Genomic DNA, 12,160 nt, shown 5'->3' on the forward strand with positions numbered 1-12,160 from the left:
ACCTCGAGCTCGCGGTCGCCGAGTACATCGACTGGTACAACCACCGCCGGCTACACGGGGAACTCGGTCTGATCCCGCCTGTGGAACACGAGACCAACCATCACCACACAACCGCACCCGTCTCGGCACCGAGCGGGTAATCACACCCTCCATCAAACCCGGTACTTGACAACCGGGACATCGGGCAACGGCCGTTGTGCTTCGTCACCCACAGCATGGGCGGGTTGCTGGCCAAGGAGATCCTGCTGCACGCGGCCAATGGCCGTGATCGCGGTGGCCGACGACGACGAGGCGGTGTCCGTCGCCAACGACACCGAGTACGGCCTCACCGCCGGAGTCCTGACCGAGGACACCCGCCGTGGCCTGGCCGTAGCGCGCCGGCTGCGGACCGGGATCGTGCACATCGGCAACCAGACCGTGCACATCGGCAACCAGACCGTGGACGACGAGCCGCAGGCGCCGTTCGGCGGCGTGAAGGCCAGCGGCTACGGCCGCTTCGGCGGCCGCTGGGGCGTCGAAGCCTTCACCACCACCCGCTGGCTCACCATCGCCGCCACCCCCGGCCACTACCCCTTCTAACCCCGTGTGTCCTACCCCCAGCACACGAGTGTCCTACCTTCAGAACGCGTGTGTCCTACGTTCGGAACGCGAGTGTCCAACGTTCAGAACACCCGAGTTGAACGCTCAGAACACCTGCGGCCAGGGTGGTAGTCGGTTCGGGGTGGAGCGGCGGCGCGCTACGGGTCAGCCCGACACCACGAGCCGGTCCGCCACCGGCAGCACGGCGGTCAGGCGGAAGCCGCCGCCGTGTGGTTGGCCGGTGGTCAGGTTGCCGCCGAGCGCGGCACACCGCTCGCGCAGGCCCGAGAGGCCGTGTCCGGTGGACAGCCCGCGGCGGGGTGCGGCGTCGCCCCCGCCGTCGTCGGTGACCTCGATCTCCACCCGGTCCGCCGTCCACGTCATCCGGACTTCGGCGGACGCACCCGCGCCCGCGTGCTTGGTGACGTTGGTCAGGCCTTCCTGCACCACCCGGTACACCGCGAGGTCCACGCTCGGCGCGACCACCCGCGGCTCCCCGGTCACGCGCAGCACCACCTGGACCCCCGCCGCGCGGAACGAGTCCAGCAGGCCCGGCACGTCGTCCACACCGGACCTCAGTTCGGCGGTGTCCACGTCGGTGCGCAGCACGTCCAGCATCCGGCGCAGCTCCCCCATCGCGTCCTCCCCCACCTGCTCGATGGTGTCGAACGCGCGCCCGGCACGCGCGGGGTCCCGGTCGAGCACCCGTCGCCCGCCGGCGGCCTGCAACACCATCACGGTGACCGCGTGCGAGACCACGTCGTGCAGCTCGCGCGCGATCCGTCCCCGCTCCTCCACCACGGCCTGCCGTGCCTCCAACTCCCGCCGCGCCTCCAGGACCTGCGCGTGCTCACGGCTGGCCCGCACTCCCCGGCCCGCCACCCACACCGACAGCGGCAGCACGGTCAGGTACGCCGCCGCGGCCAGATCCACCACCAGTTCCTCCGGCTGGGCGGGGTCGAACTCGGGGGTCGAACTCCGAATCCCGTACAGCAGCGCACCGACGAGCGCCACGCCCGCGACCTCTACCCGGCACCGCACCGCGACGGTGAACAGCGCCACGTACACCACGATCTCGGCCCGGAAGGGGTGGCCGCTCACCGGCTCGGCCAGCGCGACCAGCGCCAGCACCGCGGCGAACACCGCCGCCGGGTGCCGGCGCCGCGCCAGCAGGAGGACGAACACCAGCCCCAGGTAGCCCACGGCAAACCAGAACAGCCGTTCCCCCGGCCGCAACGGGACGTGGGAGAACAGGACCATGTCCAGCGCGCACGCCGCCAAGGCGAGTGCGACGTCCGCGGCGACCGATCTGAGACGGCTCGACGTCATGTGCCGCACCCGTGGTCGACTATGTTGTGGGCCCGGCAGGCCCTGCCTCGCGGGGTCACCACAGCCAGCGCGCCCGCGGACTCGAACGCCTTGCGCACGTCACCGTCGTGCGCGGCGATCGCGGCCTCCAGCACCACCGGCTCGGGCATCACCGCGTTCGGCGCGTGCCGCGACGCCGACGTCAGGTCGAGCACGGCGAACTCCGCCCCGGCGAGCCGCACGGCGTTCACCCCGATCGGCGCGATCCGCTCGACCTCGTCCTCTTCCGCGGACGCCAGCAGGACCGCGACCTCCAGGCTCCCGTCGAGCAGACCCGGCGGCGGCTCGGGCACCATCACGCGGTCCGGCGCGACGAGCCACCCGGAGGCCACGTGACCTCCCTCCGGCTGCTCCGCACCTTCAGCCTCGATGGAAACGGCAAGGTCTGCTGCCGACATGATTACCCCCTTGGTCGGTCCATTCGGGCCAGGAACGAGGAAAGCAGCGTGCGGCCGACCAATCGTCCAACTCGCGGTGGAACTTGGGGATCCCCGGCAGGTGTTACCACGAACCGGTGACATCCCGACGGGTGACACAGCAGGTGACACAGCAGGTGACACGGCGGGTGGCACGGCGGGTGGCACGGCAGGTGGCAGCCGGTGACGCCGTGCGGTCCAGCGACGACCACCGTTCGACTCCCGTCGCCTCGGTACCTATCCCACGGACTTACGCGTCGGCTACGTAGTTCTCCGGATGTCCGGGGGTCGCGGGAGGCGCAGGCTAGTCGTATGTGACCCAGCGCATACAGGTTGGTTGAGGGATCGACCGATGGGCCACCAGGAGCGTCAACCATGTGCCAGCACCAGCCCCCGTGCCCGTCCGGAACGGACGCCAACGGCCAGAACGCGCGCATCGTCGCCTCGCACCCCGAACAGGGCTGGTACCTGCTGTGCAACGGCGTGGTGCTGTTCGACGACGGCGGCCTGATGCTGTCCGACCACCGCGTCGTCGCCCCCGTCTACGAGCTGGTCGCGGCCTGACCAACCCAGGATTCCGGTCGCCGAGCGACCCCAACCGCCCGCCGATCGACCGCCCAGGGTGCCCACGACGGTCACCCTCCGCGTACCCGGTGGTTTCCCCTACTCGACGTCTTGCCTGGACGACGCAGTGCACCGGGTCCCCGACGGGACAGGCGGCGCGCGAGTGACATCCCCTCATGCCACTCACGCGCCGCCCGTCCCGTTTTCTTTTGCCTTTTCCGCTCCAGCCCGAGGACGTCGACGCGCGCAACCCGTGACCGCGTTGCCCGGCTTGCCGTCATTGGCCATGGTTTCCGAGCAACGGCAGGCCGTGCGCGTGGTGCAGCCACATCACACTGACCATGCCGGCCACGACTGTGATGCGAGCTCGACAAGACTCACCCGCGGGAGTTGATTCCGGCACTCCATCGAGTTGCAGGCGTTCCTTTTCCACACTGCCCGTCGGAATACTGTCCCGGAGACCGTGCGGTATTCATGTCGATGATGTTGACAGGAGCACCTGTGTCCAGCAAACGCATCCCCTTCCGACGACTGTGCGTCATCGGAGCTGTCGCCGTGACGGGCCTGCTGTGTCCCGTCCCAGCAGGCGCTGCACCGGCCACCACCTCGTCCACCGGGTCGGTGACCACGACCGACGACGAGTACGTCAAAGCCGTGAACCGGTGGAGGGGGAAGGGCTGGCCGAAGGCGCCTGTCGACGCCGAGCGCTGGTACCTGATCGGCGGCATGTGGTGCCGCACGAACGGCGAGTTCATGGACCGGAGGAGCCAGCTCAAGGACAAATACGGCAAGTTCTACGAGTACGACGTGATCTGCCACAAAACACAGACCGACCCCGACCTCGGAACGAAACGAATAGTCGCCGGATTCCAGGACAGGCCGATGGGTGAACCGGCTTGCATCTCCTACACCGCGGACCACTACAGGACCTTCGAGCGATTGGGCAATTACACAAATTGCGCCAGAGCCTGAGCGCTCGTTCCGGACCGGGGCGGGGTGAGGGTTTTGGCGAGGAGACAGGGGAACTCCCGGTGGATCGGACGGTGTCCATGCCGCTGACACACGTCACGCCGGACGGTTGCCGTCCGGGCCGAGCCAGGTCGCGGTGACGTGCCGGCGAACATGCCGGGCTCGTAGGAACCCCCTGGAGGCGCACGATCACGCTGAGCCGGTTGGCCGCGTTGATCTGGGCGACCAGGGAGACCAGCGCGGCGATCTGGTCGTCGTCGTAGTGCTTGCGCACCCGGGCCCACCTCTCGTCGGACACGCCGTGGTGGGCGTCGGCGAGCCGGCGGAGGAACATGACGGCGGTCCGGACGCGCGCCCGATGCGGTCTCGCGGGCGTCTGCCCAAGAAGTCCGAGGACGAACCGGGCGATCCGGAGTCCTGTACCTGCCAGATGCGGGCCACCTCTCCGCTCCGGCAAGTAGGAAGAGGGCATGCGGAAAGACGTGCGGCTCGGCGCCGCGGCCCTGGTCCTGTGCAGCCTCGCCGGTTGTGGGGCTCCGGGCGGGACAGCGGCGTCACCGGCCGGCCCGCCCTCGTCCGCGCCGAGCACCCCGGCTCCGCCACCCACCCCTGATCAGGTGGAGTGGCTGAACCGGTTCTGCCAGGCGACCGGGGTGTTCACCACTCCCCCGGAGCCGCCGCCGGACCTGCGTGACGAGTTCGTCTCGATGGACCTGGACTCGTACCTGAGCTCGGTGGACACCGCGCTGGACGACGTGAGGTACCAGACCACCACCCTGACCCCGGAGGCGTTCCCGCGCGGGGTGGAGCTGATCGGCTCCTACGCCAAGGCGGCCGAGCGGTTGGGCGCCAAGGTCGACGGGTACACGAGCCGGCACGACGCCGCCGAGGACGCGTTGCGCGGGTTCGTCGCCGAGACCTCCTCCGCGCTCAAGACGCTCAAGCCGGAGGGGCTCGACCTGGCCGCGCTGATGGCCGCGGACGGCACCGTCGCCCAGGCGCACGAGAAGGCCGAGAACTGCCGCCCCGCGAAGGACCAGGGCACGCCTTCGGCCGCGCCGGTCGCCCTGCCCGCGGCCAGGGACGGCGAGAACCTGGCCGCCTGCGAGGACGGGACGTGCGAGGTGCTGGTATCTCCCTCGGCCGTGGTCCCAGCGCCTCGGTGGTACGGGTTCACCCTGATTCGGGTGCGGAGCATCACCGGCGGCGTGATGCAGATCGGCGCGAAGCTCGAAGGCGGGGCGATGACGTCGCCGCTGGACACCGGCCGGTCCACGATCATGAACGGCCTCGAGGTCAAAGCCGTGGCCGTGGGCGACGGGAAGGCGGTCCTGAGCCTCTCGCCCGCCTGACGCGAAAGTGCCGCACCTCGGCGTCGACGGTTGCGGAGCCTGAGCCGGTGGTGGATCAGCCGCTCTCGCCGTTCCGATGACCTCTGACTGTCGTCCAGTCTCGTTAGTGTGGCCTGATGAGCATGGAGTGGAGCACATCGGGTCGACGGCTGTCCCCGGGCTTGCCGCCAAGCCGATCGTCGACCTGATGGCCTCCGTGGCCGGCCTGGACGTCGTGGTCGATCAGGCGTCGGAGCGACTTGTTGCGGACGGCTGGTGCTATGTGCCCCCGGAACTGGATTGCCGACCGTGGCGGCGCTTCTTCGTCAAGCCGGACGCTTCGGGACAGCGACGCGAGGCGCATTTGCACCTGATCCAGGCCGGGCACCCGCGATGGGCCGAGCAGATCGGATTTCGGGACGCGCTACGCCGCGACGGCCGGCTCGCGCAGAGGTACGAGGACCTGAAACGTCGGCTGGCGGAGCAGCGCGGACACGACCGTGAGGCGTACACGGAAGGCAAAGCGGAGTTCGTGGCGAGCGTCCTGGGGAAGCACGATCACTCCGACCTCCCTCGTTGACGAGCGGCAGGCGTGGGAGTCGGGAGGCGTGAGAGCCGGGAGGCCGGGGTCAACGGCTGGTCTCCGCGTCCGGCGTTCTCGCGGGACGCCGATGGGTCAGTCCGCACCAGTGGGGCGTGAAGCAGGGCTGGTCGTGCTGCTACGACGGTCTGCGGGTGCTCAGCACCACCGGCGTGGTCGACCACCGCTACGTCGTGGTCGTGCTGACCGAGCACGACCGCTCCACCGGTTACGCCCAGGTCGCCCCGCTGGTGACCGAGCTGGTAGCCGCCCTCACCCCGCTGTTCGCCGGAGTGTGAACCACGCCATGAGTCCTTTGTGGATAATGATCGGCATGTTCGAACTGGATGCCGCCGGTGTGATGCGCAGGCACGTGGATGCGTTCAACTCCCGTGACGTCGACGCAGCCGACGCAGCCTGACCGGCAAGACCCGACCGCGTTGCGACCACCGGGAACCGGCGATGACACCTCCGCACGGTGTCAGCGAACGTGCCATGATCAACGGAGGTCCACCAACTTAATCTGGGGGTTCTTTCGTGCGTTGCAACTTCGTCAAGTCGGCCGCGGCTTCCGCGGTGGCTGCGGCGCTGGCAGTGTCGGGGATCGTCCTCGGTGCCGCTTCGGCACAGGCCGAAACGGCACCCACGCTCAACGTCGTCGCCCTGGGCGACTCCTACGGCTCGGGCACCGGTGCCGGTGACTACCTGGACGGCACCGGTGTCACGAACGGTTGCTGGCGCAGCGCCAACTCGTACTCCGAAACCCTCGTCGCGGGACTGCGGGCCGCCGGGCGGCAGGTGACGTTCACGAACGCCACCTGCAGTGGCGCGGCGACCAGCGACCTGCGCCGGGAGTTCAAGGGCGCGCCGCCGCAGCTGGACGCGCTTCGCTCGGACACCGGCCTGGTGTTCCTGAGCATCGGCACCAACGACATCGACTTCGCTGCCTACGGCGGGTTGTGCATCGCGAGCGACTGCAGCGGCGCGGCCACGCAGGACGAGCTCGCCAAGCTGCCGGCCATGGGCCAGAACGTGGCCACTCTGCTGAGCGACATCAAGGCCCGCAGCCCGCGGGCACGGATCGTGCTGACCGGTTACGGCAGCCAGCTCACCGCGGGCGAGAACGCTGCGGACGTCCCGCTCGACCCCATCTGCGGGCCGGCGTACTTCACCAGCCAGGAGAGGATCGACGGTAATCAGGTGAGCCGCGCGCTCGACCTGACGCTACGCCGGACCGCGCGACAGGCCGGTGTCACGTTCGTCAGCCCGTACATCAACTCGGTCGACCTCGACCCCGCATTCGCCGGGCATTCGCTGTGCGAGTCGACCGAGCCCTACTACCGCGGCTTCGACGCGCTCGCCCCCGGCCAGGAGGGGCAGGAAGCGGTCCTGCACCTGAACAAGACGGGCCAGGCCACGCTGGCCGGCCTCGTCGCGCGCCGCCTCCACTTCGGGGCGGAGGCACAGCTCGCCTGACATCTACACCAGGACCGTTCACTTCTACGGCTGGATCATCACGGTGACCGGCTGACAGTCCGCCCGGGTTCCCACATCGGGAGCCCGGGCGTTGTCATGTCCTCGCTTGGCCAGTGGACCTACCCGAATCGGACAGGACGCCCCGCGAGCGCGACCGCACAGAACGACACACGCCGTTCGAAAGCCATTCGAAGTCGAATGCGGTCGAATGTGGTCGAATGACGGAACATGAGTATCCCACTCGGACTCATGCTGCCCCCGCAAGCGTTTCCGTGCGGCGTTCGTCGGCAGTGGACGGCAGGGTTCGGGTGACGGAGAGTCATCCGCGCCGTGGATGTCCACGTTGGACGATGAGACTTGCGGACGGTGAACGTGTGCTGTCGTGTCGCGGTGCTGCTTTGAGTTGTCCGACGGTCAGCGGCATGATGTGCGCCCCTGCATTGCGGTCCGCGGATACGTCACCGCCCACCTGCACGAGCTCGGTATCGACGCCTTCGGCATCGACCTCTCCCCGGGGATGATCGACGTGGCCCGGCGCGACCACCCCGGCCTGCGGTTCGAGGTGGGCCCGGTGCCGCTCAGCGCCGTACCCGCCGCCCGCCCGGCTCTGTGCGACCCTGTAAGCAGGACGAGTTGACGGGGAGTGTGACGAACGTGGTGATCTTCGGCTTTCGGACCAAGGTCTTCGTCCTGACGATGCTGACGTTGCTGTGCCCCAGGTGCGGCAACCCGGCGGCGCACCCCCTGCACAAGTCGGTCACGAAGTTCACGCTGTTCTTCATCCCGCTGTTCCCGATCAAGATCAAGTACACCACGCAGTGCACCTTCTGCGGCGTCACCAACCGCCTGTCCAAGGATCAGGCGACGCAACTGCTCCAACAGGCGAGTGGACAGCCCCGGTCATCCCAGGGACACGGCGTGCACCAGCAACACCAGTACCCGCCCCGTACGTGACCACCAGTCCACGATCACCCCTGAAACACAGCCCCGCGTGCGCGTGGCACCGGTGACGCCAACCGGTGCCAGGTTCATCAGGGGCGAACCTCTTGTGCACGCTCCCAGTCAAGGCCGTCAATGAGATCTTGAACCCGCTACAGATCTGCGGTTTCATGTTGTGCACGTTCACAGCAGAGCCCGCTTCCGCCACGTGGGCACCGCACACCTCGATCAAAGGAGATCGAATGTCCGGACCCGGCCGGGCGACCAAGGTCGCCCTCGTCCTGGCGACCGTCGCGCTCCCCTGCACAACGCTCACCCCGACCGTGTCCGCGGCGACGTCCCTGAGCATGCTCGGGGCCGACGTCTCGACGGCGCAGCGCTCCCTCGACCTGGGCGCGAAGTACTACGACGCGTCCGGCACCGCCCGGGACCCGCTCGACATCCTCAAGGGCGCGGGCGTCAACTACGTCCGCCTGCGCGTCTGGAACAACCCGAGAAGCGGCTACAACAACAAGTCGAAGGTGCTGGCGTACGCCAAGACCGTGAAGGCCAAGGGCCTCAAGCTGCTGATCGACTTCCACTACTCCGACACGTGGGCGGACCCCGGCAAGCAGTACAAACCGGCGGCCTGGTCGAGCCACGGCATCAGCCAGCTGCAGACCGACGTCTACAACTACACCTACGACGTGTGCAACAGCCTCAAGTCCCAGGGCACCACGCCGGACAGCGTCCAGATCGGCAACGAGATCAACGTCGGGATGCTGTGGAACGACGGCAAGGTCGTCAACAACGACTTCACCAACCTCAGCCTCCTGCTGAAGGCCGGCTACAACGCCACCAAGGCGTGCAACAGCGGCACCAGGGTCATGATCCACACGGCGAACGCCGACAGCCTCGACCACGCCCGCTGGTTCTACGACGGGATCAGGTCGAAGGGCGTCGCCTGGGACATCACAGCGCTGTCGTACTACTGCATGTGGCACGGCACGCTGTCCAACCTCTACAACGTCATCGTCGACATGCGCTCCCGGTACGGCAAGGACGTGGTGCTCGCGGAGACGGCATACCCCTTCACCACGCAGAACGCGGACGGCACCAGCAACTCCATCAACACCGGCTGCTCGGGCTACCCGCTGACCTGGGCGGGCCAGGCCACGAACTTCACCCACGTGCAGAACACCGCGCGCAACGCGGGCGCCATCGGCGTCTTCTACTGGGAACCCACCTGGTACGCGGTCCCCGGCAACGGCTGGGACCCGGCCGACATCAACGGCAGCGGCAACGGCTGGGACAACATGGCGATCTTCAACTGGACCGGCCAGATCAACCCGAACGTCCGCTGGGTCCCGTAACCGACCTGGGGCGGGACCGCCACGACACCGGTCCCGCCCCAGGCGTCGGACAGACACGCAATCCCACCGCGACGTATTCGTGGTCGACACCGTGGACAGGCCGATCGGGAACGCGCGGTCGGCCCCAGCACTGACCGCTACATTGTGCACCGTGTCTGTCACTGAGCGACGTTTCGACGCGTTCCTGTCCTACAGTTTTGCGGCCGACCGGCAGCTTGCCCATGCGCTGCAACGGGGGCTGCACCGACTGGCCAGGGCCTGGTACCAGGCACGGGTGCTGCGCGTCTGCCGCGACCTCAGCAACCTGCCCGCGTCGAGCGACCTCGCCGGCGCGATCCGGGACGCGTTGGTCGACTCGCGGTGGTTCGTGCTGCTCGCCTCCGAACAGTCCGCGGCATCGAGCTGGGTGCGCCAGGAAGTCGAGTACTGGCAGGCCGAACGTGAGCCGGAGACGTTCCTGATCGCGCTCACCAGCGGCACGATCGTGTGGGACGACGAGGCGAACGACTTCGACTGGACGCGGACCACCGCGCTGCCGCGGCAGCTCAGCGGTTACTTCCGGGCCGAACCACAGTGGGTCAACCTGGGCTGGACCCGCGAGGTGAACCACCTGTCGTTGCGCAACGACAGGTTCCGCTCCGACGTGGCGACGCTCGCGGCGCCCGTTCGTGGCCTGCCGAAGGACTTCCTGGACGGGGAGGACCAGCGGCTGCACCGATCCGCGGTGCGCACCAGGCGGTTCGGCACCTCTGCGCTGGTGGTGCTGCTGGTAGCGGTGACCATGCTCGCGGGCGTGACGTGGCAGCAGCTCACCGAGTCGAACCGGCAGCGCGACCAGGCGTTGTCCCGCGAGCTCGCGGCCCGTGGGGCGGAACTCGGCGACCACGACCCGGCGGTGGCGAAGCTGCTCAGCGTCGCCGCGTGGCGGATCAGCCCGACCCCGCAGGCGAAGGCGGGCATGCTGCGGGCGGCCGCACGCCCTGGCGTCGCCGCGCTCTCCGTGAACAGCGCGCCGGTCGTTTCGGTGGCCTACGCGCTCGACGGCAGGGCCATTGCCGCAGCCGACACTGACGGCAAGGTCAGGTTCTGGGACACGAAGACGTACCAGCAGATCGGCCCGCCGCTGGCCGCACACACTCCGGACCCCCAGGGCATGATCGGCCCGGTGCTCGCGTTCAGCCCGGACGGCGCGACGCTGGTCAGCAGCGGGGATGACGGCACGATCCGGCTGTGGGACACGGCGTCCCGCACCCAACTCGGCGAACCGCTGCGCGGCCACACCGGGCCGGTGTACTCCGTGGCGTTCAGCCCGAACGGCACCGTGCTCGCGAGTGGCAGCGGCGACAACTCCGTGCGGCTGTGGGACATCGCGACCCGCACCCAGGTCAGCGAGTCGTTCCTGGCGCACCGCGGGCCGGTTCGCAGTGTCCGGTTCAGCCCGGACGGCAGGTGGCTCGCGACCGGAGGCGAGGACATGGCCGTGCGCCTGTGGGACGTCGGTTACGCGGCGGACGTCGAGAAGTCGTTGTGCGCCATGGTGAATCGCACGCTCACCCGAGCCGAGTGGGAGCGCCTGATCCCGGACGCGCCATTCCACCAGCTCTGCCGCTAGGCACGTGCGGCAGCGCGCGGACGGGGCACCGGAGTCCATCGGTCACCGCAAGTTGTCGACCTCGCCGTGGGGAGCACGGGTCGGAGGCTTGTGCAGTCACTCCGCCTTCACTGCGTGACGGGGATTCGCCACCGGCGACGGCGGGGAGCCGCAGTCACCGGTGGCGGGAGCCGTGTGGGCGGCGCGGTCGGTCCGCCGTCAGGACGTGGGCACGTGCAGGTCCAGGTTCCTGGTGCTTCCGGCCACGACCGACACCGGGTCCGGGTGCCACGCCGGGTCGTGGGTGGCTCTGGTGGCGACGAACGAGATCCTGATCGCCTGGGTGTTGAGACCGGACAGGGTGTAGACACCGGCGGAGGTGACCCTGCCGTCGGGCGCCGCCCAGTCGCCGGTCCTCGTGTTGACCGCGTTGACGGACACGTACTGCGGTGGCCGGTCCATGCCGACGATCGTGCCGGCCGCGTGCAGCCGGGCACCATGGGTCGCGGTCAGCCCGCGGAACTGCCGGCGCCTCGGGCAGCACGGTGAACAACGTCACCGGGTTCATCGCGAACACGGCGAACTTCGGTGTCCTCAAAGAAGAGCACTTCACCATCAACGACACCGTGAACGGAACTTCCGTGCGCCAGTCGAAGTGGGTCGACTGGAACCACTACGTGGACGAACTGTCGTTCGCCCAGGCGTTCCGGACGCAGTTGATCAGCGCCGGGTTCCCGTCGAACACCGGCATGCTGATCGACACCTCTCGCAACGGCTGGGGCGGCTCCCAGCGCCCGACGGCCGGCCGTGGCTACTTCCACGCCCGCTACGGGATCATGCAGGAAACCGAATAGTCTCGGCTCAACAAAACGATCTCGACCGGCAGCTTCAGCCTTTCCCCGTCGAACACGATCTTGCGTGTCACCCTTCGGGTGAAAGTTTTCACCGGAAGGGTGAATGACACAATATTCGTCAGGCGGCGGTATGGCAGCTTG

Annotated in this window: 15 protein-coding genes and 2 pseudogenes; 13 read left to right on the forward strand and 4 right to left on the reverse strand. The window is 68.5% G+C overall.

Going from position 1 to position 12,160, the window contains the following annotated elements:
• A partial coding sequence (locus tag FM051_RS54255) for an IS3 family transposase (RefSeq protein ID WP_158853252.1) occupies window positions 1-140 on the forward strand: 140 nt, incomplete at its 5' end.
• A gap of 118 nt (window positions 141-258) precedes the next feature.
• Window positions 259-579, forward strand: a complete 321-nt coding sequence (locus FM051_RS51085; RefSeq protein WP_202919388.1) for an aldehyde dehydrogenase family protein — start codon at window positions 259-261, stop codon at window positions 577-579.
• Window positions 580-744: 165 nt separating this feature from the next.
• On the opposite strand, the gene FM051_RS45045 is transcribed toward FM051_RS51085, so the two are convergent.
• Window positions 745-1,908: a sensor histidine kinase gene (locus tag FM051_RS45045; RefSeq protein WP_158853254.1), complete on the reverse strand. Its 1,164-nt coding sequence runs from the start codon at window positions 1,906-1,908 to the stop codon at window positions 745-747.
• Complete coding sequence (locus FM051_RS45050) at window positions 1,905-2,279, reverse strand: hypothetical protein (protein ID WP_158853256.1); 375 nt, start codon at window positions 2,277-2,279, stop codon at window positions 1,905-1,907. The genes FM051_RS45045 and FM051_RS45050 overlap by 4 nt, the downstream gene beginning before the upstream one ends.
• Window positions 2,280-2,738: 459 nt before the next feature.
• Here FM051_RS45050 and FM051_RS45055 point away from each other — a divergent pair, with 459 nt between their 5' ends.
• Both FM051_RS45055 and FM051_RS45060 read left to right on the forward strand, forming a co-directional pair.
• Window positions 2,739-2,927, forward strand: a complete 189-nt coding sequence (locus FM051_RS45055) for a DUF5999 family protein (RefSeq protein ID WP_158853258.1) — start codon at window positions 2,739-2,741, stop codon at window positions 2,925-2,927.
• 501 nt (window positions 2,928-3,428) lie between these two features.
• Complete coding sequence (locus FM051_RS45060) at window positions 3,429-3,899, forward strand: ribonuclease domain-containing protein (RefSeq protein WP_158853260.1); 471 nt, start codon at window positions 3,429-3,431, stop codon at window positions 3,897-3,899.
• Between the two features lie 143 nt (window positions 3,900-4,042).
• Here the strand turns inward: FM051_RS45060 and FM051_RS52615 are convergent.
• Window positions 4,043-4,218 (reverse strand): annotated as a pseudogene (locus FM051_RS52615) (carboxymuconolactone decarboxylase family protein); the annotation flags it as partial.
• Window positions 4,219-4,366: 148 nt separating this feature from the next.
• Here FM051_RS52615 and FM051_RS45070 point away from each other — a divergent pair.
• The 8 genes and pseudogenes from FM051_RS45070 (at window position 4,367) to FM051_RS45105 (ending at window position 11,186) form a co-directional block, all read left to right on the forward strand.
• Window positions 4,367-5,248 carry a hypothetical protein gene (locus FM051_RS45070; RefSeq protein ID WP_158853262.1) on the forward strand — a complete coding sequence of 294 codons (882 nt, stop codon included), beginning with the start codon at window positions 4,367-4,369 and terminating at the stop codon, window positions 5,246-5,248.
• A 127-nt stretch (window positions 5,249-5,375) separates the two neighbouring features.
• Window positions 5,376-5,807: a GrpB family protein gene (locus FM051_RS45075; RefSeq protein ID WP_238413129.1), complete on the forward strand. Its 432-nt coding sequence runs from the start codon at window positions 5,376-5,378 to the stop codon at window positions 5,805-5,807.
• Between the two features lie 116 nt (window positions 5,808-5,923).
• Window positions 5,924-6,106: a hypothetical protein gene (locus tag FM051_RS45080; RefSeq protein WP_158853266.1), complete on the forward strand. Its 183-nt coding sequence runs from the start codon at window positions 5,924-5,926 to the stop codon at window positions 6,104-6,106.
• A 238-nt stretch (window positions 6,107-6,344) separates the two neighbouring features.
• Window positions 6,345-7,283, forward strand: coding sequence for an SGNH/GDSL hydrolase family protein (locus FM051_RS45085; protein ID WP_158853268.1), 939 nt, complete (start codon window positions 6,345-6,347; stop codon window positions 7,281-7,283).
• Between the two features lie 451 nt (window positions 7,284-7,734).
• A pseudogene (locus FM051_RS45090) lies at window positions 7,735-7,875 on the forward strand (class I SAM-dependent methyltransferase); the annotation flags it as partial.
• A gap of 41 nt (window positions 7,876-7,916) precedes the next feature.
• A complete protein-coding gene (locus tag FM051_RS45095; protein ID WP_238413130.1) occupies window positions 7,917-8,237 on the forward strand; it encodes a zinc-ribbon domain-containing protein in 321 nt (106 codons plus the stop codon).
• Between the two features lie 227 nt (window positions 8,238-8,464).
• Window positions 8,465-9,574, forward strand: a complete 1,110-nt coding sequence (locus FM051_RS45100) for a glycoside hydrolase family 53 protein (RefSeq protein ID WP_158853270.1) — start codon at window positions 8,465-8,467, stop codon at window positions 9,572-9,574.
• Window positions 9,575-9,725: 151 nt separating this feature from the next.
• On the forward strand, window positions 9,726-11,186 hold the full coding sequence (locus FM051_RS45105) for a toll/interleukin-1 receptor domain-containing protein (protein WP_158853272.1): 1,461 nt from the start codon (window positions 9,726-9,728) through the stop codon (window positions 11,184-11,186).
• Between the two features lie 198 nt (window positions 11,187-11,384).
• Here FM051_RS45105 and FM051_RS45110 read toward each other — a convergent pair whose 3' ends face one another.
• Entirely contained in the window at window positions 11,385-11,627 is a 243-nt protein-coding gene (locus tag FM051_RS45110; RefSeq protein ID WP_158853274.1) for a hypothetical protein, read from the reverse strand.
• A gap of 83 nt (window positions 11,628-11,710) precedes the next feature.
• On the opposite strand from FM051_RS45110, the gene FM051_RS45115 reads away from it, so the two are divergent.
• The gene (locus tag FM051_RS45115) at window positions 11,711-12,019 is read left to right on the forward strand and encodes a glycoside hydrolase family 6 protein (protein WP_274383884.1); all 309 of its coding nucleotides are present in this window, start codon (window positions 11,711-11,713) and stop codon (window positions 12,017-12,019) included.
• The last annotated feature ends 141 nt before the right edge of the window (window positions 12,020-12,160 follow it).

This window comes from Saccharothrix deserti (genome assembly GCF_009769385.1).
Taxonomy (GTDB): domain Bacteria; phylum Actinomycetota; class Actinomycetes; order Mycobacteriales; family Pseudonocardiaceae; genus Actinosynnema; species Actinosynnema deserti.